Origin of the sequence: Weissella uvarum, from assembly GCF_016908785.1 — a bacterium.
Taxonomy (GTDB): Bacteria; Bacillota; Bacilli; order Lactobacillales; family Lactobacillaceae; genus Weissella; species Weissella uvarum.
This window is the reverse complement of sequence record NZ_JAFBEO010000008.1, coordinates 22,711-47,573: the sequence shown is the minus strand read 5'-3', so window position 1 is coordinate 47,573 and position 24,863 is coordinate 22,711. Positions and strand designations below refer to the sequence as shown.

Annotated in this window: 22 protein-coding genes; 5 read left to right on the top strand and 17 right to left on the bottom strand. The window is 40.2% G+C overall.

The features are described from left to right. Positions 1-37: 37 nt before the first annotated feature. The 6 genes from JOC36_RS08180 to JOC36_RS08155 all read right to left on the bottom strand — a co-directional run bounded on the left by JOC36_RS08180 (position 38) and on the right by JOC36_RS08155 (position 9,146). A complete protein-coding gene (locus JOC36_RS08180) occupies positions 38-412 on the bottom strand; it encodes an FtsB family cell division protein (RefSeq protein ID WP_205146008.1) in 375 nt (124 codons plus the stop codon). Between the two features lie 115 nt (positions 413-527). Beyond that, positions 528-800, bottom strand: a complete 273-nt coding sequence (locus JOC36_RS08175; protein ID WP_205146007.1) for an RNA-binding S4 domain-containing protein — start codon at positions 798-800, stop codon at positions 528-530. Further along, positions 787-2,376 carry a putative polysaccharide biosynthesis protein gene (locus JOC36_RS08170; RefSeq protein WP_205146006.1) on the bottom strand — a complete coding sequence of 530 codons (1,590 nt, stop codon included), beginning with the start codon at positions 2,374-2,376 and terminating at the stop codon, positions 787-789. The genes JOC36_RS08175 and JOC36_RS08170 overlap by 14 nt, the downstream gene beginning before the upstream one ends. Positions 2,377-2,379: 3 nt before the next feature. Then, a complete protein-coding gene (mfd, locus tag JOC36_RS08165; protein ID WP_205146005.1) occupies positions 2,380-5,883 on the bottom strand; it encodes a transcription-repair coupling factor in 3,504 nt (1,167 codons plus the stop codon). A gap of 15 nt (positions 5,884-5,898) precedes the next feature. Next, a complete protein-coding gene (gene pth, locus JOC36_RS08160; protein ID WP_205146004.1) occupies positions 5,899-6,465 on the bottom strand; it encodes an aminoacyl-tRNA hydrolase in 567 nt (188 codons plus the stop codon). Between the two features lie 182 nt (positions 6,466-6,647). Then, positions 6,648-9,146 carry a YhgE/Pip domain-containing protein gene (locus JOC36_RS08155; RefSeq protein ID WP_205146003.1) on the bottom strand — a complete coding sequence of 833 codons (2,499 nt, stop codon included), beginning with the start codon at positions 9,144-9,146 and terminating at the stop codon, positions 6,648-6,650. Between the two features lie 108 nt (positions 9,147-9,254). Between JOC36_RS08155 and JOC36_RS08150 the strand changes: the two genes are divergently transcribed. The 3 genes from JOC36_RS08150 (at position 9,255) to JOC36_RS08140 (ending at position 11,813) form a co-directional block, all read left to right on the top strand. Further along, positions 9,255-9,875 (top strand): TetR/AcrR family transcriptional regulator, encoded by a 621-nt coding sequence (locus JOC36_RS08150; RefSeq protein WP_205146002.1) that lies wholly within the window; start codon positions 9,255-9,257, stop codon positions 9,873-9,875. Positions 9,876-9,996: 121 nt separating this feature from the next. Continuing rightward, a complete protein-coding gene (gene cbpA, locus JOC36_RS08145; protein ID WP_205146001.1) occupies positions 9,997-10,629 on the top strand; it encodes a cyclic di-AMP binding protein CbpA in 633 nt (210 codons plus the stop codon). A gap of 281 nt (positions 10,630-10,910) precedes the next feature. Continuing rightward, a complete protein-coding gene (locus JOC36_RS08140) occupies positions 10,911-11,813 on the top strand; it encodes an aspartate carbamoyltransferase catalytic subunit (protein WP_205146000.1) in 903 nt (300 codons plus the stop codon). Between the two features lie 42 nt (positions 11,814-11,855). On the opposite strand, the gene arcC is transcribed toward JOC36_RS08140, so the two are convergent. The 5 genes from arcC to dld all read right to left on the bottom strand — a co-directional run bounded on the left by arcC (position 11,856) and on the right by dld (position 18,838). Then, positions 11,856-12,791 (bottom strand): carbamate kinase, encoded by a 936-nt coding sequence (gene arcC / locus JOC36_RS08135; protein ID WP_205145999.1) that lies wholly within the window; start codon positions 12,789-12,791, stop codon positions 11,856-11,858. Between the two features lie 28 nt (positions 12,792-12,819). Continuing rightward, positions 12,820-14,277, bottom strand: coding sequence for an amino acid permease (locus JOC36_RS08130; protein ID WP_205145998.1), 1,458 nt, complete (start codon positions 14,275-14,277; stop codon positions 12,820-12,822). Between the two features lie 90 nt (positions 14,278-14,367). Next, on the bottom strand, positions 14,368-15,444 hold the full coding sequence (gene argF / locus JOC36_RS08125; protein ID WP_205145997.1) for an ornithine carbamoyltransferase: 1,077 nt from the start codon (positions 15,442-15,444) through the stop codon (positions 14,368-14,370). A 45-nt stretch (positions 15,445-15,489) separates the two neighbouring features. Further along, positions 15,490-16,725, bottom strand: coding sequence for an arginine deiminase (gene arcA, locus JOC36_RS08120; protein WP_205145996.1), 1,236 nt, complete (start codon positions 16,723-16,725; stop codon positions 15,490-15,492). 427 nt (positions 16,726-17,152) lie between these two features. Further along, the gene (gene dld / locus JOC36_RS08115) at positions 17,153-18,838 is read right to left on the bottom strand and encodes a D-lactate dehydrogenase (protein ID WP_205145995.1); all 1,686 of its coding nucleotides are present in this window, start codon (positions 18,836-18,838) and stop codon (positions 17,153-17,155) included. A 238-nt stretch (positions 18,839-19,076) separates the two neighbouring features. On the opposite strand from dld, the gene JOC36_RS08110 reads away from it, so the two are divergent. Beyond that, positions 19,077-19,244 (top strand): hypothetical protein, encoded by a 168-nt coding sequence (locus JOC36_RS08110; RefSeq protein WP_205145994.1) that lies wholly within the window; start codon positions 19,077-19,079, stop codon positions 19,242-19,244. A 71-nt stretch (positions 19,245-19,315) separates the two neighbouring features. Here the strand turns inward: JOC36_RS08110 and JOC36_RS08105 are convergent, their stop codons facing one another. Genes JOC36_RS08105 through JOC36_RS08095 form a run of 3 tightly spaced genes read right to left on the bottom strand, consistent with a single transcriptional unit; the run spans position 19,316 to position 22,111 of the window. Continuing rightward, positions 19,316-20,506 carry an ABC transporter permease gene (locus tag JOC36_RS08105; RefSeq protein ID WP_205145993.1) on the bottom strand — a complete coding sequence of 397 codons (1,191 nt, stop codon included), beginning with the start codon at positions 20,504-20,506 and terminating at the stop codon, positions 19,316-19,318. After that, positions 20,496-21,173 carry an ABC transporter ATP-binding protein gene (locus JOC36_RS08100; RefSeq protein WP_205145992.1) on the bottom strand — a complete coding sequence of 226 codons (678 nt, stop codon included), beginning with the start codon at positions 21,171-21,173 and terminating at the stop codon, positions 20,496-20,498. Before JOC36_RS08100 ends, JOC36_RS08105 begins: the two co-directional genes overlap by 11 nt. Positions 21,174-21,181: 8 nt before the next feature. Then, entirely contained in the window at positions 21,182-22,111 is a 930-nt protein-coding gene (locus JOC36_RS08095; RefSeq protein ID WP_205145991.1) for an efflux RND transporter periplasmic adaptor subunit, read from the bottom strand. A gap of 373 nt (positions 22,112-22,484) precedes the next feature. Between JOC36_RS08095 and JOC36_RS08090 the strand changes: the two genes are divergently transcribed. Continuing rightward, positions 22,485-22,763: a hypothetical protein gene (locus tag JOC36_RS08090; RefSeq protein WP_205145990.1), complete on the top strand. Its 279-nt coding sequence runs from the start codon at positions 22,485-22,487 to the stop codon at positions 22,761-22,763. 34 nt (positions 22,764-22,797) lie between these two features. Here the strand turns inward: JOC36_RS08090 and JOC36_RS08085 are convergent, their stop codons facing one another. From JOC36_RS08085 to JOC36_RS08075, 3 genes are all read right to left on the bottom strand, one after another. Beyond that, the gene (locus JOC36_RS08085) at positions 22,798-23,586 is read right to left on the bottom strand and encodes a hypothetical protein (protein ID WP_205145989.1); all 789 of its coding nucleotides are present in this window, start codon (positions 23,584-23,586) and stop codon (positions 22,798-22,800) included. Between the two features lie 111 nt (positions 23,587-23,697). Beyond that, positions 23,698-24,327: a hypothetical protein gene (locus JOC36_RS08080; RefSeq protein ID WP_205145988.1), complete on the bottom strand. Its 630-nt coding sequence runs from the start codon at positions 24,325-24,327 to the stop codon at positions 23,698-23,700. Between the two features lie 91 nt (positions 24,328-24,418). Then, positions 24,419-24,766 (bottom strand): winged helix-turn-helix transcriptional regulator, encoded by a 348-nt coding sequence (locus JOC36_RS08075; protein WP_205145987.1) that lies wholly within the window; start codon positions 24,764-24,766, stop codon positions 24,419-24,421. Between the last annotated feature and the right edge of the window lie 97 nt (positions 24,767-24,863).

Genomic DNA, 24,863 nt, shown 5'->3' with positions numbered 1-24,863 from the left:
AATAAAAAGGGTCGAGCACATGCTCGACCTTTTTTGACTAATTATCTGGTAGGTTGAAGACAACCTCACCCTTTTTTGAATACAAATAACGATCACGTGCTAACTTTGACAAATAAGTATCATCCTTAACATCACGACGTGTTTGCTTTAATTGCTTATTAGTAGCCTTAGCACTGTCCAACTTCTTTTGCATTTTGTTTGAAGCTTGAACGGTTTGGTTATAACGCGCTGAATGCGCTTGATATTGCCAAGCAAAAGTTAAGGTTAAGACACAAATCATCGCAGCACAAATCAAACGACGACGTCGATGTACTTTATGCTGATGTATCTGCTCTTGTTTTTTAAATTCTAACGATCGCTGACCAGCATCATTCAATGGTTGAATATTCTTATTGTTTTGATATTTTGCCATTGCTGGCCCCTCTCGTCTTCTCAATAATTTATACCCTAACAATAGCCGAAAAGGCGATGTTTCTTAAGCCCATTCATCTAATCTTAAACTTTTTATATAAAAAGATAACAGAACGTTATTCCGCCTCTCCATCCGTTGTGTATTGTTCATCAACAATCGAATACATCTCATCAGATTCGTCTTTTTTAGTCGTTTCAACAATTTTGTCGACCCGAATTACTGATACTTTATTCCCAAAACGAATTGTTAATTCATCCCCAACTGTCACGTCATTTGATGATTTAGCTGTTTTACCATTAATATCAATTCGACCCTGATCCGCAATATCTTTGGCAACGCTCCGTCGTTTAATCAGACGTGAAACTTTTAAAAACTTATCTAGGCGCATCTTTGTTCTCCTTTATTCGGTTAACTAGCCGATCACCTTTCGGCAAAGCTAGTAACTCATCTTCATTAAATATTTTTAAATACAATAATAAAATAATCCCGATGGCTCCGCCACCGACAACAGCGAAAACTGTAGTGACCACACTATCTAACCGGCCCTTTCCCAATAGTGTATCACCAACAACTCGGATAACCCCAGCGCTTAACACAACAGTGATTGTCGTTAAACCCAGTGATAGCCACCACCCTTTGCTACTCATTTTGTGCCATAACTGGCTTGGAATCCGATAGATTGTAAAAACAAGCAATGGTACTAAAGCAAGTAAAGTGGCGACTGCCGCCCCAATAATTCCAAAGTTCGGAATTAAAAACTGATTGAGCCCCCATTTAATAATAAGACTTACTCCAACTAACCAAAAGAGGCCCTTAGTTTTATTCAAACTTTGCAAAACATTCGTTAATACGGTGATTAAAGTGGCCGGAACGACAATTAAAGTGTACCAGGCTAATGCACTGTCACCCTGTCGTGAGCTAAAAAGCATCTCGTTAACCACTGGCAATACTGTGATTAATCCAGCTGCAGTTAATACCGAAAACACCAATGATATTCGGACAGTCATTTGAAATGTTTTTTTCAACTCTTGCCAGCGCTTATTTTGCCAATGCTCATGTAGGGCCGGCAAAAGCGCGGTTCCTAACCCGGTCGCTACCACCATCCCTAGTTGAACTAATGGTTGCCCACGATCATACACACCTTTTTGTACTTCAGCCGCACTAGCTGACAACCCATTGACTTGCAGTAATCCTTTAACCGTAAACGAGTCAATTAATTGCAACAGCACTAATAGAGCCGCTAAAACTGCTAAAAGTCCGCCCTCAAACCATAAGCGACGCCATAATGTCCGCCAAGCCACTGGAATATTACCAGTTTGAGATACCGAATTAGACCGCACAGTCCCTGTTTTAGGCCATAAAGATATTATCGCCGCAATCCCGGCCAGGGTTGCCGCAAACGTAGCCCAAGTTCCGATTTGATAGACATTCCATTGTTGTTGCATTCCCCACCAAGCAACGACTAAGATGATTCCGACACGAACAACTTGTTCAATAACTTGCGACACTGCCGTGGGGGCCATATCTAATTGCCCTTGCGTATACCCTCGGCCTACCGCCAAGAATGGCATACATAAAAACATCCAAGCGACCGCTTTGATTTCAGGAATTAATCGAACATCATGCATGCCCGTTGCAATCAGATTTGCTCCACCATAGATGGCCGTAAAAATAAGCACACTCAAGCCCATTAACAACCAAAACAAACGTTTTGCGACCTGCTGTTGTTCCTGTAAACTGCCTTGTTCAGCAACCATTTTAGAAATAAACAACGGCCAACCACTTAACGCCATCACCATCCCAATTCCATAAATAGGATACACTTGCTGATATACATAAAAGCCTTGATTACCAACAATATTTTGAAATGGTACGCGGTAAACAGCACTTAATATTTTTGCTACTAAGCCAGCTAAAGCTAGCAGCCCGGCTCCCGCAAAAATTCTCTGTGATTGCTTAGCCATATGCTATGCCTCCTCAACCAGTGCCTTGAACAAATGACGTAATTGATTCAACCAGTCCATCGGCTCTTGCTTAGGTTGAATGGCTAATTGTGCCTGCAATGGCTGGTGATTTTGCTTGATCTGTCCAGCCATCTTTTGAGCTTTGAATTGTGCTTGCAAGGCGTCGGCAGTGACTGGTGCGTCAGGCGTAAACTGCATCAATAACAACTGTTGCTTATTACCCTGTCGTTTAATCGACGCCACACCTAGCTTATCAGCCAATGCTTTAACGCGACCTACCAAGACTAGTTGTTGGGCTGAATTTGGTAGTTCGCCAAAACGATCAACCAAATCATCTTCAATTTCATCAAATTGCTCCGGTTGCGTTGATTTACGAATGCGCTGATAAATTTCGATTTTTTGTGGGCCATCAGGCACATAATCGTTCGGCAAATAAGCTTCCACTTGCAAGTCCAGCTCTGCATCTGAAGCCTTCGTCTTCGCCTTACCTTGTTTCTTGGCCACCGCTTCATTCAACATTTGCATATACAAGTCATAACCAACACTGTTGATAAAGCCGTGTTGGCTTTGACCCAGCAAATCTCCTGCACCACGAATAGATAAATCACGCATTGCAATTTTAAAACCAGAACCAAGCTCAGTGAAATCACGAATTGCTTCCAAACGCTTTTCACTTTCTTCATTCAACGTTCGTGTTCCTGGATACGTAAAGTAGGCATACGCAATATTATTTGAACGCCCAACCCGACCACGCAATTGGTATAACTGTGACAATCCCATGTGATCAGCATTTTCAACAAAAAGTGTATTCGCATTGGGAATATCCACACCAGTTTCAATAATGGTTGTGGTCACCAAGACATCATATTCACCATTAATGAAGTCAACCAATATTCCTTCCAACTGTGCTTCACTCATTTTACCGTGGACATAAGCTACTCGCGCTTCGGGTACCAAAGATTCAATCATCGCCACGACTCGTTCAATATCATCAACCCGATTATGCAAATAAAAGGTTTGTCCTCCACGCGCCATTTCGCGTTCAATTGCATTTGCTAAAGTACGACCGTTTTGTTCCATGACATATGTCTGAATCGGGTAGCGATTTGCTGGCGGCGTTTCAATGACTGATAAGTCACGCACCCCAACCATCGACATATTTAGCGTACGCGGAATTGGTGTCGCTGTTAAAGTCAACACATCAACATTCTTTTGCAATTCTTTTAGACGCTCTTTATGCTTCACGCCAAAACGTTGTTCTTCATCAATCACCAATAAGCCTAAATCAGCAAAGTGGATATCTTTGGATAAAATCCGATGCGTTCCAATCAAGATATCCAATTCATGATCTTCCATTTGCTTGATAATCGCTTTAGCTTCTTTAGTTGATTGGAAACGCGATAGTAGGCCAATACTAATGCCAGTTCCTTCAAAACGATTGGTAAAGCTATCATAATGTTGTTGCGCCAAAATTGTTGTTGGCACCAGAATGGCAACTTGTTTACCGGCATGCGCTGCCTTAAAAGCTGCCCGCATCGCAACTTCAGTTTTACCAAATCCAACGTCACCAACTAATAACCGATCCATTGGCCGCACCTTTTCCATATCACGTTTAATTTCTTCTGATGAACGCAATTGATCAGGTGTTTCAGGATAAGGAAAGGCATCTTCAAACTGCTTTTGGGCATCATCATCAGGTGGAAAGGCAAAACCTTGCTTTAACTCACGTTCGGCATACAAATCCAAAAGTTCATCCGCAATGTCTTCAACTTTTTTGGCCACTTTGGCTTTAGATTTCTGCCATTCTGTTCCGCCTAGTTTATTTAGCTTTGGTGCTTTTTCAGCCGCTCCAACGTACTTTTGTACTAAATCAAGCTGGGTAACGGGAATAAAGATTTTAGCATCTTTTTGATACCCAATCGTGATGTAATCTTGCTTTACACCATCCCGTTCGATGGTCTCCATGCCTTCATAAATACCAATACCATGATTAACGTGGACAACATAATCACCGACTTCTAGTTCGTTGTAACTCTTTAACCGTTCCGCATTTGTTAATGTTTGACGCCGTGGCGCCTTCTTTTTCACTTGCTGAAATAGCTCATGTTCGGTTAGGACAATCAACTTTTGTGCTGGCCAGTCAAAACCGGCACTCAATGGTTGCACTGTTAATTGGGTGCGATCAGATTTTAGTTCATTCGTTGGTACGACATTGACCTTAATATCAAAGTCATCCAACGTTTGTTCTAATTTTTCCGCACGTTCCTTGGTATTCGTCAAAAACAGAACAGTATTACCCTGCTTTTGCCAGCGTTCAACTTCATTTTTCAACATTGGCATCTGCCCAAAGAATTGTTGGCTTGGTCTAACTGTGACATTGGTCAATGACGTTTGTTTTAAATTACCAATGCCCCGTTGCAATGGTGAAATCATGATACTAGCTTGCTCAAGCTTTTGGGCCTGCTGCGTAAAATCAAATCCCAAGTCAATTTCATCCAATGCTTGTTGCTCATCAGCCTTTTGCTGCCACCACGCTGTATTTTCTTCAGCCAATTGTTTAGCATTATCAACTGCCCGTGGATAGTCATCAAAGACGACAAAAGCATCCCGTGGCAAATAATCAAACAAACTTGCCGCATCTGGATACAAATACTTCAAATACTGCCTAAACTCAGGTAAAATTTGCCCTTGATTTAATCCATCAATTAAGGGCGTCATGGCTTCAGTTAAGTGTCGCTTATCAGCGCCTTCCAGCCGATCTCGATTTTGGGTGAAAGCTAATTCAAAACGAGTCTTTGTTTGAGCCAATTGTTCATCTGTAGCAACCAAGTCAGTTGCTGGTAAAATTGTAACTTGATTTAAGTTTTCTTGACTACGTTGCGTTGCCACGTCAAACGTTCGTAATGAATCCAATTCCGTATCAAAGAAATCCATTCTAACTGGAAACTCAGCATCCAGAGGATATACGTCAACGATTGACCCACGCACCGCAAATTCACCTGGTTGACTCACCGCCTCACGCTTTTGATACCCCATCGTATGCAATTGCGCGCTTAAATCATCTAAAGCATATTCGTGTGAAAAATCAATTGTCAAACTGGCTGCCATAAAATCAGCCACTGGTGGTAAATAACGGGTAACCCCTGTAATACTAGTCACCACAATGGCTCGATTATCTTCTTGCAAAGCATGCAACGCTTTAACACGAGCAATCGGCACATCAAGCGCCGTTACCGCAATTTCATTGGCTAAACTTTCCTCAGCAGGAAAAATATGTACGGAACGCTCAGGCAATAAGCTAGCTAAATCCTCGGCAATCTGATCCGCATGAAACTGACTATCCGCAACCACCAACATTGGTTGATCCACCTGCTGATTTAAAGCCGCAATATAAGCATTCTTCGCCGCTCCCGACAAACCAGTAATCACATGGCGACCGCCGGATTTGGTAGCTGTTGCTAATTGAGTTAAATCTTGATCCTGTGCGATTAAATCAACTAACTGCATGTTAGGCTCCTTTACTTAGTTATAGTGATTCATCAACGTTTGAATATCATCTCCTGCTGCAAAATCTTCAAAAATGTCCAAAGCTTTATCAATTCCGGCTAATAGCTCAGGTTCTTCATCTTCACCAAACTTACCCAAGACAAAATCAATAACTGCTTGATGAGAATGTTTAGGGTGTGAAATTCCAAACTTTAGACGATTAAAGTTTTGTGTATTTAAATGGTTAGCAATGCTTTTGATTCCATTATGTCCACCAGCAGAACCTTTGGCCCGTAACCGTAGCTTCCCCAAATCCATATCCATATCATCATGAACAATTAAGATATCAGAAATATCAATTTTATAGTAATCCATCAAAGGACGCACCGCTTTACCAGAATCATTCATAAAAGTCGTTGGTTTAACTAGTAAAACTTTTTCCCCAGCGTAAAACCAATTAGCCACAAAAGCATGGTGGTCACTATCTTGTTTAAATGTTAAATCATTCCGATCGGCCAAGGCGTCTAGCGTAATAAACCCAATATTATGACGCGTTCGATCATACTCACGACCAACATTTCCTAATCCTACAATCATCTTCATTTGCTTCACCTACTTTTTTAATGCACGAAAGGGGCAGAATCAAATTGACCCTGCCCATTCCTTTAATTTTTTCTTTATCTTCAATTATTATACGCATCTTAGCTTAAAAGCACCATGACCATCCCAGACAAATTCTAAAATAAAAACAGGCATTCCATTACTGAAATACCTGTTCATCTTACTTATACACTCTGAAAATTGCGACGATGATACATCGCATAATAAAGCCACATTGCCACCAACGCCACAACTGTAATGCCAAGCATCACGTAAATATCATGAGTAGGTGTCCCCCCAATCATCATGGTCTGTCTTAGGCCATCAACAGTATATGTCATCGGTACAAAAGCATGTAACTTTTGATAAATCGCTGGTGATAACTGAATTGGATAAGTTCCCGCCGATAAACTCAATTGCGCAACCAACAGTACAATTGTCACAAAGGAACCAGCGCGACCAAACCAAAAATTCAAAGCAGTCACAATGGCTGCATCCATCCAAGCAATCAAAATTAGCAAACCTAAGGTTGCCATGTCATCATCAAAGGTCATTCCCAGAATCCATTTACTCAAATAGAACATCACGATCGCCATTAACGTTGCAATCACAAATAAAATGACTACCTTTGACCCAATCCAACGCCATCTGGCTTTAATATCCGTCCTTGGATCAACTAGATTAACCATCATGTTAATTGCCAACATTCCCACAAACAACCCAACCGAGAACATATATGGCGCCATTCCTGTCCCATTATTTGGCACATGATCCTCGTCGGTTTGGTTAGTTTTAACTGGCTTAGCAAATTGACGATAAACCTTTTTATTAGCAGGAATATCATCAATTTTTTTCACCCCTTTATCCAAACGATCAGACAACGTTTGATTCCCTTTACGGATTTTCCCTAAGGCCGGTTGCAACTGTTGACTACCAGATTGTAATTGATTGGCTCCTTGTGATAATTGATTGGCTCCTTGCGTCAACTGCGCTGACCCATTCGTAAGTTCATTCCCCTTTGACGCCAATGTATTAAGGCCTGATTGCAATTGTCCATTTCCCGCAACCAAGCTACCAACACCTTGTTGCATCGTTGGCACCTGGGCAGCAAGTGTGTGAACGCCTGTATTTAAGCGTTGACTACCACTGGCCAATTGCTTTTGTCCAGCAACTAGCTCTTGACTCCCAGCTTGCAATTGAGCCGACTGGTGATTGAGTTGTTGCAGTCCTGAGTTCAATTGGTTCACCGCGCCCGGAACTTCAGATAACGCTTGCGCTTGGCCTCGTACCTGTTGGAATTTGCCTGGTAGATGAGCGGCGATTTTTTGCAAGCGCTCCAGATCAGCTTGTTTATCCGATAGTTGCTCCAACATTGGACTAATCTGTGTTTGCAAAGTTTTTGTATTTGTCTGCAAGATGCCCAATTGAGCTTGCATTGCTTCTCGATCACTTGCTTGACTTTGCTGCACTGCTTGTTTAATAGCTTGAGTTTGTGCTGGGGTTAAATCTTGTGCCTTAGCGACCGTATCAATGGCAGTGGCTGTTTTGGCTTGCTGTCCAGCCAATATATTTTCCATTGTTTGCGCCGCTTGAGTCGTCGCTTCAATCTGCTTCAACACATTTTGTACTTTGGCTTGAGTCGTCGTACCCGAACTTTGCTTAACCGTTTGGCTTAGGCGCCCTAAATCAGCTTCGATTTCTTGCAAATCTTGGTCACTTAAGCGATTTGCATCCATTTTTGCTTGAGCTTGATTTAGCTTTGTTGACAAGGTCTGACTACCTTTGGCTAATTGATTAACCGCACCAGTATATGCTTGTATGCCATCGTTTAACTTTTCTTGACCGTCCCTTGCTTGATTCAACCCACTGGTCAAACTTTGTTGACCTCGAGACAATTGATCAACACCATTCGTCAACTGAGGCAATTGATTTTGCATCGCTTGCAAACCTTGTCCCAATTGTTGATTCCCAGCTTGCGCCTGATTCACACCCGCTACATATTGTTGTAAACCAACATTTAATTGCGTTGCCCCTGAATTAAAAGCTAGCGTTCCATTAGCTAAGTTTTGCAAACCATCAGTTAAACGAGCACTCCCCTTTGCTGCTTCATTGGCCCCATTGGCCAATTTTTGATTACCATCAGCTGCTTTAGCTAGTTGCTTACCACCCTTTTTGAGCTCCTTGAACATCGTCTTAGTATAAGCTTGTGTCACAGTTTGAGCCACGCGTCCTCGCAAACGTTCAGTGGCTGATTCAGACAACTTACTGGCAATAAAACTATGCCCCGCGCTCGTCTCAAAATCCAAAGCCATTTGTTGCGGATGATCAGTCATTAAAGATGTCGCATTTTTTGAAAAATCCTTTGGAATCTTCAAAACCATGTATGCGTCGCCCTTTTTCAAAGCTTGTTGCGCTTGTTGCTTATTTTTAAATTTAAAATCCAAATCATCCGATTTTTTTAACTCATCCACAAGCTGATCCCCAACATCAACTTGCTTGCCTTGAAATGTCACCGGTTGGTCTTGGTTAACAACAACAACCGGTAACTGATCAATCTTGCCGTAAGTATCCCATAGTGACCCCAAAAATGGTACCGCATAAATGGCAGGTACTAGACACAAGACCGCCACAACCAGCATCATAAAACGATTATTTTTTAAATATTTTAGTTCCGCCTTTAACATGCATATTCTCCCCCTCAAGTTTTGACTCTATCTATATTAAATCCTGCTATAATAACTTCAATAAGCAATAATGAACAATGTGTTCAACAAAATAAGAGGGGTCATGCTATGCGTCATACTGAACGGAACGTCCAAACTGAAGCCAAAATCAAAAATGCCTTTATCACGATGGTCGATGAAAAAGGCATTAATAAAGTCACCATTGCCGATATTGCACGTCAAGCGGGCATCAGTCGTGGTACTTTCTACGTCCACTATGTTGATAAATATGACCTATTAGAAAAAATTGAATCTGAAATTTTCGAAAAACTACAAAGCAGCTTTATCAGCGAACAACTTGAAGCTCCCTTACTAGCGCGTAACGATGAAGACATTGCAAGTTCGACTTACCGTATTTTTAACTATTGTTTGGCTTATATTGATAGTGAACGCGAAACTTTACGTGTCCTTTTGTCACCAAATGGTGATCCCTACTTCTTCAATCGCATCAAAGATATTGTAGATAAACTCTTTACTAATAAATTGAGTGAGTTAAATGGTCATTTTTCAGATGACTTACCAATTTCATACTCAAAAGAAATTTCATTAACAAATTTGCTTAACATCGTGCGCCATTGGCTCAATAGTGAAAACCCTGAAACACCGGAAGAGCTCGCCGAAATCTTAATGCACAGTCGTCTACTAGCGCCACGTGATTTACTAGTTTTTGATGAACAAAATCCATACTAGTCCAATTTTTAGACGTAAGAATCTTCCTTATATTTCTCATTTTTTTCTCACGAAGGCATCGACTTCCCTCAAAAACATGTTAAGATATAACTATTAAGTCTTATATTGGGGGGATAATGCGATGCTTGAAAAATTAGTAAAACCGAAAGAACGATTAACGACCGTCACTGAGTCAACCACACTTAGTGAAGCGCTAACCATTCTGGAGGACTATAATTTTCGAGCTATCCCCATTGTCGATTCAACTGGGCAATTGTATCGGGGTGTTGTTTACAAAATGCATTTATATCGCCATCTTGCCAAAGATGGCGATATGCAGTTACCCGTGACAGCTGTCATGCGAAACATGACCAAGTTTATCAACTTAGATGATTCATTTTTTGATTTAACATTTGCGATTCGTGATTTACCATTCATTTCCGTTCTTGACCAACAAAATCACTTCATTGGCATTATCACCCATACACGTTATATGAAATTACTTGAAGATTCTTGGGAACCTGAAGAAGGTAATTATGTCATTACCTTAGTTGCCGATGGAGAACGCGGTAGCCTTGATCGCGCTGCTAAGATTATGTCTCGTTATACAACATTGCTTTCAATCGTAACAGTCAACCCTACTGAACAATTACGCACAGGACGTATCATTGCCACATTACCAGGTAATTTAAGCGATAAGACACGTCAAAGAATGGTAAAAGCATTAGAGCGTAAAGGCTTTGTGGTTGAAAATACAGAAACCTTATATCGATAAAACGTACTTACAAACAGTGCGTTTTTTTATTTGCGTAAAACATATACCAGATTTTAGTAAAATTAGTAAAATATATTTTTTGAAATTACCGTTTTACTTTTTTTAAAACTGTGTTAGTATGAATACCAATATAACAAGAACCTTTTAAGTGTATCCGTGAGATGCAGAAGGGCTTACAATTTGGAATATTTCAAGGGGTCACGGTATTCACCTGACCAATCTTTGGAAAAGACCACATGTGAACCCAACGGTCTCACATGTGGTCTTTTTTTGGAGGAATTATGGAAAATTTTGTCAATTTAAATGAATTATCAACAAGCGAAGTGCAAAATCTAATCGACAACGCGTTAGCTTTTAAAAATGGTACTCGTGAACCTCAAAAATCAGAACATATGGTTGCCAACCTCTTCTTTGAAAACTCAACACGGACGCACTCAAGTTTCCAAGTTGCTGAACTTAAAATGGGCTGGGAACAAATCATGATTGACCCACAAACAAGTTCAACCAAGAAAGGTGAGAGCTTAAGCGATACCTTGAAGACGCTCGGTGCCCTTGGTATTGAATACGCTGTTATCCGTCATAGCATCAACGACTGGTACAAGCCCCTCATCGAAGAACATTCACCACTAATGCCACATTTGATTAATGCTGGTGATGGAAATGGACAACATCCATCACAAAGCTTGCTCGACTTAGTAACCATCTATGAAGAATTCGGTCACTTCGATGGCTTGAATGTCCGCATCGTCGGCGACTTGCTTCACTCACGGGTTGCCCGTTCAAATGCTGAAATCCTTCAACGCCTTGGTGCAAACGTTACCTTCTCTGGTCCCGAAGAATGGTATCCAGCTGACTTTGACCAATATGGTTCTTACGTACCATTGGACGAAGGCCTAGAAAATCTAGATATTATCATGTTCTTACGTGTGCAACACGAACGAATTGCCGAAATGGATCAAGCTGATTTTTCAGCCGTTGATTATCACCATAATTTTGGACTTACCAAGGATCGTTACGACAAGCTTAAGGACTCTGCAATCATTATGCATCCGGCTCCGGTAAACCGTGATGTTGAGATTGCCGACGCTTTAGTCGAAGCACCTAAATCACGAATCTTCAAGCAAATGACCAATGGGGTTTATGCTCGCATGGCCATCCTTGATGCTGTTTCAAATCACGAATAAGTAAAAAAAGACGCTAAGGGTTACCTTTAGCGTCTTTTTTATTTAATCAGGTACAACAATCGTTGCCCGTTGATTTTCTTGATAATCAGCAATATTATCCAAACTTGTCATAACTGCCTGCTTACCTGTTCGCTCAACAAATGAAATTAAAGCTTCAATCTTTGGCTTCATTGAGCCAGCTGCAAATTCACCGTCTGCAACATATTGCTTAGCTTGAGCTACCGTAATTTCGTGCAAAGCTTGTTCATCAGGCTTGCCAAAGTGCAAGTAAGCCATATCAACCGCCGTCAAAATCACTAATTCATCAGCTTCAACAACTTCTGCCAGCTTAGCAGCAGTAAAGTCCTTATCAATAACTGCTTCGACTCCGGTATAACCATGTTCTGTCTTAACAACTGGCACACCTCCGCCGCCACCGGCAATCAAAATCGCACCAGAGTTCACCAAGTCTTCAACTGCTTGTGCTTCCACAATATTGATTGGTTTTGGAGATGGCACAACTCGCCGGAAGCCACGCCCAGCATCTTCCTTAAATGCCCAGTCCGGGTGTTGTTGCTTCAAGTCAGTTAATTCAGCTTCTTGGTAGAACATCCCAATTGGCTTAGTTGGTTGTTGAAAGGCTGGGTCATCTTGATCAACAACCGCACGCGTTGCCATTGCGGCTGCATGATGTTCTGGTAATGCTTGATCCAAAGCATCTGCCATCCAATATCCAATTTGTCCTTGTGTCATCGCCACCACTGTATCTAATGGCATCGCAGGATTATCAGCTGTTGAACCTAACGCACCCTGCAACAAAAGATTTCCAACTTGTGGCCCGTTACCATGGGTGATTACGAGTTGTGTTTCCGGATTATTTTTCACATAACCAGCAAGTTTTTCAGCTGTATCTTGCAAAGCTCGTTGCTGTGCTTGTGCTGAAGCATCCTTAGTTAAAATGGCATTTCCGCCTAAAGCAAAAATCACGCGTTTTGACATTTTATTCACCTTTTATCTCTCATTTCGACTAAATTGTAATGTATCCCGTTGCCAGAGCAATCACAGTTCCAATTGCAATTAACGTGATAACCCCCATAATTACCCATTCGGTTGTCTTAATCCGCTTTGACCCTACCGTATAAATGTAGAAACCAAATCCTAAGACTAATACCAACGAACTAAGGGCCAAATATTGCAATCCTGATACTGCTACGGCAATAATTTCAAAAGCAACTACAATCAAACCAGGCAACCAAGTTTTAACTTGATGCTGACGCAAACCTAATTGCATTTGATAAGTTCCCACAAAGAAATAGCTAATAACGATTGTGACCGTACATAAGCTAAGAGCAAATTCATAAGCTGAATCCGTAAAAATCAAAGTTAAAATCAAAATTTGTAATAGAATTTGCGTGAAAACTAAACTACCAACTGGTGATCCAACTGCGTTGGTCTTCCCCATCCACTTTGGGAAAATCCCTTGGTCAGCCAAACGTTCCAAAGGCTCAACCGGTAGTAGGAACCAGCTCAAAAGTGCTCCGACAAGCGTAATAATCAATGCCACACTCATGAAGGCTGAGCCAATTGGCCCCACCGTATTTTCAGTAACATAAACCAAACCAGGTTGACTAATCGTAGCCAATTCTTGCTGGCTAAGCATTCCGAAAGGCAACAATGAAATCACGAAGTAAAGGAAGAATAAAACGATTGTTCCAATCATCGTTGCTTTTCCAATATCAGATTTCTTAGCAGCTCGATCACCTAACATTGAAGCTGACTCGATTCCAACAAATAGGAAAATCATTGAGAACAATCCGGTCCCGAACTGCTTAACAAAGTTACCAAATGTCATCTTGCCATAAGTTAGCTGACCGGCATTATCAGCGACCGCTTTCCAGAAGTGCGCTGTAAAAATACCTGAGCGGAAGAAAATAACTCCAAAAATAACGAAAACAAACAAGGCACTGACTTTAAAGAAAGTCACAATCGTATTAAAACTCGAGACCTTTTCAGCACCAAACTTAATCACAGCCCAAGTTAGGAACCATGAAAATAATGAAACAAAAATCAACGTTGCCGGGCTGTTACCCTTTTCAAACGTCGCCAAGAAGGGAACGTACTTTGAAAAAATACTAAACGCTTGCGTAAGCATTAATAAGAACGCTAAGTTTCCACAAAAACCACTTACGAAATAAGCAATTCCCGATGATGCAGCGGCCAACTTTCCTGCCCCCGCATAAGCATAGTCAGTAACTCCGGTCAATTCAGGCTTGGCTTTTGAAAGGCTAGTAAACACCCATGAGAGTGCCCCAATCCCAACCATCACGAAAATCCAGGCAACAATACTGACACCAACGGTACTACCTTGGGCGAGCGTTGATGAGACATTAAAAATTCCCGATCCCAAACAGCTCGTCACCACACCACTAATTAGGGCGATTAACCCTAATTTTTTGGCTCCACCTTTATTTTGGTCTTGATCCATTTTTCTACTCCATTTATGAATAAGAGAGGCCTATCATTCGATACGCCCCTCTCCTTGCTAACGCAATCTCACCGTGCGTTTTTTATTTAATTATGCTTCTGGATACATTGAGACGTCACCCAATGTCGCCACCATAATCGCCTTGATTGAGTGCTTACGGTTTTCAGCTTCTTCGAATTGACGACCTTGTGGTCCTTCAAAGACATCGTTAGTTACTTCAATACCGTCTTCACCAACTAAGTCAGGGAAGTTTTCATGCGCTTGTTGCGCCATCTTTGTATTCATATCATGGTACGCAGGCAAGCAGTGCATCAAAATTGTATCCTTGCGACCAGTTTTTGCCATCGTGTCAGCATTGATTTGGTAATCCTTCAATTCCTTTAGACGCTCTTCCCAATTGTCTTCACCCATTGATACCCAAACATCACCATAAATGACATTTGAATCTTTAACACCTTCGGCCACATCGCTCGTAATCATTGGCTTAGCACCTGTTTGCTCAGCATACTTTTCAGCAATTTCAATAACATCGCTAGCTGGTTGCAATTCCTTAGGAGCCACAATATGCACGTTGACCCCAAGCATTGTTCCAGCAACCAATAATGAATGCGCCACGTTGTTACGTCCATCACCAACGAATGAAAGGGTGATGTCATTACCAAGATGACCAAATTCTTCCTTCACCGTCATGAAGTCAGCAATCATTTGCGTTGGATGCCATTCGTCAGTCAAACCATTCCATACTGGCTTATGACGTCCCTTGGTATCAACAGCATTCTTAGCCATTTCTTCCATGTCTGATTGGGCAAATCCACGATATTCAATTCCATCGGCCATGCCCGCAAAGACACGTGCTGAATCCGCAACTGATTCCTTCTTACCAAATTGACTTGAGTTTGGATCAATATAAACTGTGTTGGCACCTAATTCATCGCCGCCAAATTCAAATGACAAGCGTGTCCGTGTTGATGTCTTAGCAAATAGCAAAATAATGTTCTTATCATGCAAATACTTGGTAACCGTCTTACCACCATTCTTTTGCGTTTCAAGTTCGTCACGCAAATCAATACTTAAGTTGATTAACTCGTGCAATTCTTCAGGTGTAAAATCAATTTCCTTCAAGAATGAACGTCCGTGCATTCCGCGTAATACATCATAATTTGTCATTTTCAGTCCTCACTTTTTAACGTATAATTTGCAATAAAATTCAGCTTAGATATTCTCACGCCAAATTGGTTGTGACATACAACGGCCACCACCACGACCACGTGCCAACTCACTTGATAGGATTTCATTCACCTTAATACCGTGCTCACGCATCAACTTAATTGAAACGTAGTTACGGTCATAAGTGACAACTTCACCTGGTGCAATTGTCAAATTGTTTGATCCATCATTCCATTGCTCACGTGGGGCCACGATTGGGTCTCCACCACCAGTTTCAATCAAATCCAAATCATCAAGGTTCAAAACTTCCTTCAATGATTCCTTTAGATTATCACGGTGTTCCATCTTTACTTCACCGTTATCACCAGCGTGTAAGATGTTAATGTTCATCTTACCTTCATCATTCATAATGCCTGGGAATACTGTGAATTGGTCATAGTTAACCATTGTAAACACAGTATCCAAGTGCATCATCGCGTGATTATGTGGAATTTCAACGGCCAAAATTGTGTCAAAGTTACTATCATCATTTGAGAACAATTCTTCAGCCAAAGCTTGAATTGCACGGCTTGAAGTACGCTCTGAAACTCCGATTGCCAATGTATGGTCGTTCAAAACCAGTTCATCGCCACCTTCGATACGTGCGTTAGTGTTACGGTCAAGCCAGACATCAACCTTACCAGTGAAACGTGGGTGATACTTCATCACAAATTCTGTAATTAATGACTCTGGACGACGAGCTTCAAAGCTCATGTGATTAATCGTCAAACCATTTCCCATCATTGCTTGTGGGTCACGGGTAAAGTAAGCATTTGGTAGCGGATCCATTAAGAATGGGTTTTCTGCGTCTGATCCTGCCACGTCGTGTAGATTTGGATGAGTGAAATCAACTAAATCACGACGCAAACCAGCGTAAATTGTTGCAACTAAATCATGAATTTCAAGTGAGTTTAGATAAGCTTTAATATCCTTCATCGCATCATTCAAGTAATGATGTTCAAATAGGTAACGTGTCAAGAATTCATCACGAACAGCATCATCTTGCAAAACATCTTCTAATAATTGCTCAATATAAACGGTTTCAACCCCGTGGTCTTGCAATGTCTTAGCAAAATAATCATGTTCTTTTTGCGCATTTTGTAAGAATGGAATGTCATCAAAAAGTAGACGTTCCATTGTGTCTGGTGTAATGTTTTCAATTTCTGCACCGGGACGGTGAAGCAATACAGACTTCAAAGTTCCAATTTCTGAATTAACTTGAATTGCTGGATTCTCAATCATATCGAAATCTCCTGTGTAATATTTCATACTGCGACAATAGTTGTCTTTACTACCAAGTTGAAAGCGCTTACTTGATATTTATTATATTAAACCTCCTTATACGGCTTGTAAAATGCCATTATTAATACAATTACAATATTAATCCATTATGCAATTTAATAATCATGCAAAAAATTACTATCTAATCAAAAATTAATCAAACCACTCTAAAACATTAAGGCAATCGGTTCCCTTTTCTCTTATGTGAAATAATTAACAAAACATTATGCATATTTTCATGCTTTTAGGTGCATATTTTTTTTAAATATACAGTCCAACCAGCATTTTGCATACTTTTATTAAAAATATGTTTTTTTCAATTTTTTTCTAAAAAAAACTACAAAAAAAGTTGGCAAACACTATTTCAGCGTTTGCCAACGGCATCTAATTAGTAATTACCCCAATATTTATGAGTTGACGTCATACCAATTCCAGGATTGAAACTGTTTGTTGGGTCGTTCTTTTGATAGTGGGCCTTCAATGCTGGTGCAGCTTCATAAAGATGACCAACATTATGTTCAGCTGGATAAATCGCACCACGTTCATCAAAAATCTTCAACATTTCTTGCTTCACTTCATGGGCATCAACACCTGGCTTTAGGACATAGTCTTGATGCATCACGTGGTCTAAGAAATGTCCATAATATAATTTATATTGAATCTTATCTTCTAATTCTTGTGGAAGCTTCTCAAACCAATTAAATTCATTTCGTGGTAGGGCAACATCAATTGGCAAGATTTGTACATGATCATCTTGATATACTTCCTCCAAACGAATTGCCACACTAGCTGTTACATAACGATGGGTGGCAGCCACCTTGGCTTCATGTGGGGTACACTCAAAGAAATCACCGTCTTCTTCAGCAAAGAAGTCTTTCAAGTACAAACGCGCCTCCTGAATACCCGCTCCTTCCATCTTCAATTGAAGGTAATGCTGGTACTTATCACGGTACTCTTCCATCCGCTTTGGTAACTGATTTGGAATCCAGTTACTCATCATTTGGAGCATCCGATCAGGGAAATATGGTTTAAACGTTGGTACGTGATCAAGAACACGTTCAGCAGTTGCCCGCAAATTGAATAGGTATGGTAACGCATCCGTTCCAATGGTATCAATAACAACAAGTGAATCCTTACCATACTTCTTGGCCAAATCATAAGCCTCGCGGTGCATATATTCACCGGAAACAGGCAAGTTTTTAAATTCCGTCAAAATATGACGACGTAGCCGCTCCAATGCATCTGGATCATTCGTTCCAATATAAAAGACTTGAGATTCACTCGCTTTTGGATAAGTATCCATCCGCACAGCAAAGGTCGCTAACTTTCCAGCGGCCCCAGATACCTCGTATAATTCATCCGGATTGGCATTGTAACGGGTTGGCTCTGATGAATCCACATCACGCACCCGTTGTTCATAATTACGCATATGCGCAACTCGATCATTTGAATCTTTCACATCATTAATATCAAAGTTACGATCTTCTAGATTTTGAATGATTTCTTCTGGTGTATCTCCTAAATCGATTCCCAAATGATTGACGAGTTTTAATTCATCATTTTCATCAATCTGAGCATACAAAGCCAATTCTGTATAAGCGGGGCCACGTTGAATCAAGGCTCCACCAGAACTATTGTTTACACCACCAACCACGGTCGCACCAATATTTGATGAACCAATGACTGAATGAGGTTCTCGATTAACTTTATCTAGTGATTCTTCTAATTTGTGTAATGTTGTTCCAGGGAAGGCCAACACTTGTCGGTTATGATTAATTAATTGCAAGCCCTTAATTCGAAGCCCATTAATAATCACAACATCGCGATCATACTGATCGGCTGGAATTGAGCCTTCCGTTAAACCAGTATTCGCACCTTGCATTAAAATAATAATATTATTATTGTGCAAAACCTTAAGAACCTCCCACAGTTCCATCAAGGTTCCTGGCTTAACGACGGCTAAAGCATCACCTTTTCCAGAACGATAGCCTTCTCGATAAGGTCGTGAACGTTCCTTAGAAGTAATTACATGTTGCTTCCCTACAATGCTCTCAAGTTCATCTACAACTGCCATAATAACCCTCCACCTATTTTATAGTTACACTTTAAGTATAACACTCTCTAAGTAAAACTGTATTATCTAGTTAATCATTTCACAATGTACTTCATTAAAAGGGCCTCATATTTTAAAAAAGATGGTGCTTTTACTCAGATTAGCATTGAAACATTCCTAAATCGCGAAAATTGATGTTATAATTAATCAACATTTTAATGGTACTTATTAAAATACAACAGATAAGGAGATTATCAACATGGGACTATTTAGTAATGACGATTATCAAGTTTTTGAAAAAGGCGGATTACTCTCATCTGATAAGCTGGTTTTAGACAATGTGTCTCAAAAAGAAGCCGAAAAGTTCATTGATGACAAGTCAGGATTTTTTGGTGATGGCAAAGACTACTACATTAAGAAAAAATAGTTTATAAAAAAGACCGCCCATTAAGGACGGTCTTTTTTATTTTAAGCTTTCCATGACGGAAGCAATATCTTTTAACGCAGAATATCAATTAAGTTTTTATCAGCAGCTTGTTTAGCTGGCAACCAGCCAAATACTAATCCAACCGCAGTCGAAACCCCAACTGCAAAGACAACGTCTTGCAAGGTAATGATTGCCTTAATATGCAGCTCATCAGGAATAAATTTTACCGCAATTGTCGCCGCCAAATATCCCATCAATAGTCCAACTAAACCACCAATTGCCGTTAGGATCATTGCTTCAATCAGGAATTGATTACGAATGTTCGACTCAGTCGCCCCTACTGCTAGACGGATTCCAATCTCTTGCGTTCGTTCAGAAACGGAAATATACATCATATTCATCACTCCGATTCCTGCAATAAAAAGAGAAATCGCGGCCACTGCTGAAACAAAGAAAGTTAAGCCATTCAATACCTTACTAATGGTTCCAATTAAAGCGTTCGTATCAAAATACTCGTAAGTTCCTTTATTGCGATTAGTCCCATCCTTTTTCAACATACGTTCAGCTGCCCGACCAATTTTTTGCGGATTTTGACCTTTCTTAACCCGCAAAATTAAATTAGTACCTTCATTCCCCGCAGCTTTCAGATAGGCCTGATATGGGATAATTGCACTACCATAAACATCATCCGTCGCGTAAGTTCCAATAATTGTGTAAGCCTGGTTACCCAACATCACGGACTTACCTAGTGCTTGCTGCGCCGTTCCAAAGTAACGCTTAGCCACACTATCTTGAATTAAAATATCACTTTGTCCAACGGCCAGTTCAGTTGCATTAAAGTAACGTCCATGGGTTAAATGGCTCGGCGCCTTTTTAACGTGGTGCGCGACTGTATAATCAAGTGTGGTTGTAGTTCTCCCTATTTGTGCCTCATCTTGCCCATCATCTTCATTTAATGCTGAAATGTCGATGCGGGAAATTTTATCGCCCAAATTACTTTGTTTCAACAAATTAACATCAGCTTGAGTAAAACCATCGAGATCATTTTCATCATCCGCTGTAAAACCAATTTGCGCATTTTGCGCGCCTTTATTTGAAGACTTAATCTGGCTAGTGGCCATATGGTTAACACCATTACCAACCGCCATAATCGTAATCACGGCCGCAATTCCTATCACAATACCAATAATCGTCATGATTGAGCGCTTTGGATTCATTTTCAATGCTTGAAACGCCGTTAAGACAGTATCTTTAAATTTCATCGGCATCTCCCATCACTTGGCCATCCAAGATTTTAATCATGCGTTGCGCTTGCACCCCCACGGCTTCATCATGGGTCACAATAATTAAAGTCGTACCCTGGGCATGTAACTGCTTAAATACCGTCATAATTTCGTCAGTTGTCTGACTATCCAACGCTCCAGTCGGCTCATCAGCAATAACAATGTTTGGTTGCGTAACGATAGCGCGGGCAATGGCAACCCGTTGTTGTTGACCCCCTGATAATAATTTTGGATAAGTTTGTCCCTTGTCAGCCAAGCCGACTTGATCTAAAACAAATTGCACTTTTTCATCAATATCCGCATGACGCTGACCTTGATAAAGCAATGGTAGACCAATGTTTTTAGCTACCGTCATATTATCAATCAATTTAAAGTTCTGAAAAACCCAACCAACATTTTGATTACGAAAACGCGTATATTGTTTTTTCGATAAAGCTTTTGTATCAATACCATTTAATTCATAGCTGCCTTCAAAATTGCGATCTAACAACCCAATGATATTTAACAATGTCGACTTACCAGAACCCGAATGCCCCATAATCGAAACAAATTCACCATCGTCAATGGTCATATTAATATCTTTCAAAACACGTTGCTGCGTTTTACCACGGGTAAACGACTTATTGATCTGTTTTAATTCCAGCATCACAACACCTAAACTTTCTTACCATCTAACTGACGATTACCTGGATTTTTAATAACCGACACGTCAGCATCCAAGTCTTTGGCATCAAAAATATACGTTGCGCCTGAACGCTTTGCAGTAATCGCCTCTTTGGTTGCGTGACCATTTTGCACAATATAGATATATTTGTGCCCTTGCGTAGTCTGTACCGCTGAAGCTGGAAGAATTAATTTATCTTGTGGGATTTTGATTGTTACTTGTTGGCCAATCCGGTACTTGGGGTTCGCCGTTGTTTTAAATTCATAACTGGTCATCTTCCCACCATTCTGGGCAACTTGGGAAACATAACTAATCTTTTCTGTCGATTTCATATTCCCTGCATTGGTGGTGACATGTACCCGATTTCCAGTAACAACATTATCGTAATCATAGTCGGTCACTGAAGAATCAATGTATTTATTTTGCGATAAAATCATGATTTTCACATTACTGGTATCTTCATCATTAATATCTAAAATACCAGCGTATGGTGCAACAATTTGTCGAGTTGCTTTTTGTAAGGCACCCTGTGCTTTAGTTTGTTCACTCTGAAGCTGTGTCGTTGCTTTCCCAGCAGCTTGTGTATTCGCAATCTCAGTCGCAAGTTTTTGCAAAGTCTCACGTGCTGCCTGTTCTGCTTTGACATCAACCACTTGTCCAATCACTTCACCTGCATTAACTGAAGCGCCATTCACTTCATATAATTGAACTTTACCTGCTGGAACTGGGATGGCTTGTTGATGTCGTGCCTTAACTTCACCAGATTCTGATAAAGCCTGCATTTTAGTCGGCTTTACAGTTTCTTCAGATTGGTCTGGTTTTGCTTGCTGTTGTGGTCGCAATGCCCATATTGTAATCCCCAGCACTAAAATGACTGCAATGACTAACCCAACCCACAACAACTTTCGACTCCTACGCATACAAATTCTCCTCTTTTTGCATCCATTGACCATAAATCACACTTACTATTACGACAATTACTCATTATCCTAATGATATGGTATTTTGCATCGGCAAAGCAACTAAATTACCTGTTCATAATCATTACTATCCTAACGAAAATATTTACTTTCTACAGACTTGTTTTTTGAATCAACTGATGAACCCTAGGTAAAATAGGATTTCTCAAGCGGAACACTTCAAATTTAATTCAACTTTGCTCTAATTTTTTAACGCTTATTTGAATTTATTTATCTAACTGAAAAAAATTAGTTTGACTAAGCTGGATTATTTACCTAAAATTTGTCTACAGACCTACTATCATTTCGATGGGACTCACTGAGGAGAAACGCCATGCAACGTTGGATCAAGCAACTCAACAATCATGAACTTAACTTTTTACGTCAAATTATTGAAGCCGATTTTAAATTAAAAAATTATCAAGCAAATACTGGCACTTCATATTTTGTAGCCAAACGTCAATTAGCTAACCTACAGACCAAAATTGCCAAATATTCGGCCGAAGAATCAGAATTCAAACAGTATTTAGATTATTTAGTGTTCCAAAACGCCGTCGCACCATCCATTGCTGAAGTTATTTATAAAAAGCACTTACAAGAATTGCATGAATAAATTAATTTGTTCAAAAAAAAAGCTAGGTTAAATCCTAGCGCATTTTTATTTTCACTTTTTTTCCAGCAATCGTAAATAAACTCCAACAAAACATCACAATTGGTAACAGAATGGTCAAATAAAATCCCAATCCAAAGAATTGATTAACATTGATATTAAATGTACTTAACCCGGCATTTTGTAGATGTGTATAAATGTTAGCACCTAAAAATACCACTACCGCAAATTGGGCAAAAGCAATTAACAATCCCACGGCTTTCATAAAAAAGCTAGGTATCAATTGGGTAATGATATAGATGATTGGGCAAAGACTCATCACCATAATTGCTACTTTAAGGCTGTTATCACTCATCCCCAACATGTTAAGAGCCGAATCAGACTGCTTCAATAGATCAGACAAATAAACAGTCTGTTCGCCAACACTTGGTAAACTGATTTGCAAAAAAGGTAGCTTATAAAAACTAAATAGGCTTACCAATCCAATTAAAGCACCAATCACGCTAACTCGCGCACGCCGTCCAGCTGTAATTGTCGTAGTTTGGACTAAATCATCAGGCTGACTAACCGGCTCCTTCGGTTCATCATTAGGATTTGGATTTGAATCATCTGATGCTTCTGATACAACATCTTCTTTTGCCTTATGTTGACGCCCAAGATGTTTAGCCCGCATTTGTTGCCGCTCTGCACGTTTTTGATTTCTAGCGACCCGTGACATTGGTTGTCCTTCATCTGAATGTGTCTCAGCAAAATCCTTTAATTCAGTTTCTGTTGGCGTATGACCATAACGGGCTTTGAAATCCGCGATTAACTCATCTTCTTGCATTACCTTTTCCTCCATTTCTGAAAATAGAGCCGTTTATCCAGCAGCACTAAAGACTTCATAATCACTCCACCCCTTTAGAGCAATATAAATCAGCCAAACTTTGCTAGCTCATTAACGGTATTCTTTAATTAACTGCTTCAGCTTCTTTTGAGCTGCTTTATCCTTGGATACGACAAATTTTTCATTCGTCTTAATGTAATTATTCTTCTTACCATTATCGGTATATTCACCAAAACCAGTTGTTACAGACACTGGCTTTTTATCATCTAACTTTAACTCATAAACCGTTCCTGTATCAGCCAAAACATACTTCGTTACTGGCTTTTTGAAATTCATCCGCATTGAATAGTTTTGAGCTAAAGTGTTGTTTTTATGCAGATTTTGCTTACCAACACGACCACTTTTATCAGTATAAAAAACAACACCACCTAAAGCGTGTTGCTTAAACGCTTGCCGGCCTGGCTTACCATAATCTTGTATTTGCAGTTCGCCTTGCGTCGTCTTAGCATACCAATCACCACTTCCAGCTGCCCCATGATCAAAATACCAATCACTCACAGCCATATTACCTTTTTGAGCTCGTTGCCCAGCCCAATTATAAAACGCGCGATTCACTTGGCTAGTCTGCTTGGCATTCAGCTTAACTGGCTTACTATCAGCAGATACATTTTCGGCAATCATGCTCCCGCCAAACAATGCAATACTTCCAAGCAATCCCATCCATACTGTATTCTTATTCATATCGAATACTCCTTAATCGTTTTATCTTATACGCTCATTTTAGCAAACTATTAGGTACAGACAAAGCTTTCCCTTTTGCTAGTTTGCCGGATTACTTGTTTTGCGAACCTGTTTCCACCTCAGCATATCCTTCACCCCACTCCGCCATGGCTCTAATAACTGGTGCAAAGGTTTTTCCAAATTCTGTTAATCGATATTCCGTACGGACTGGGACTTCAGGATAAATCGTCTTTTCAATAAGTTGATCTGCCTCTAATTCGGCTAGTTGTTTAGCAATCATCCGCTTTGACACTGAGGGCAGCTTTTTTTGAAAATCAGAAAAGCGTAAGACATGCTCATTAAATAAATGATATAACATAACACTTTTCCATTTTCCTGAAATAAACTGTAAGGTCGTCTCAACTGGGCAACCTTCAGCGCAATCATAAATTTTAGCCATTTGTCACGCTCCATTCTTAGTTTTCATACCAATAGCTACAAGTTGTCGTATTCATATATTCACTTATATTACAAAATCCGCTAAACTAGTTAAGTTA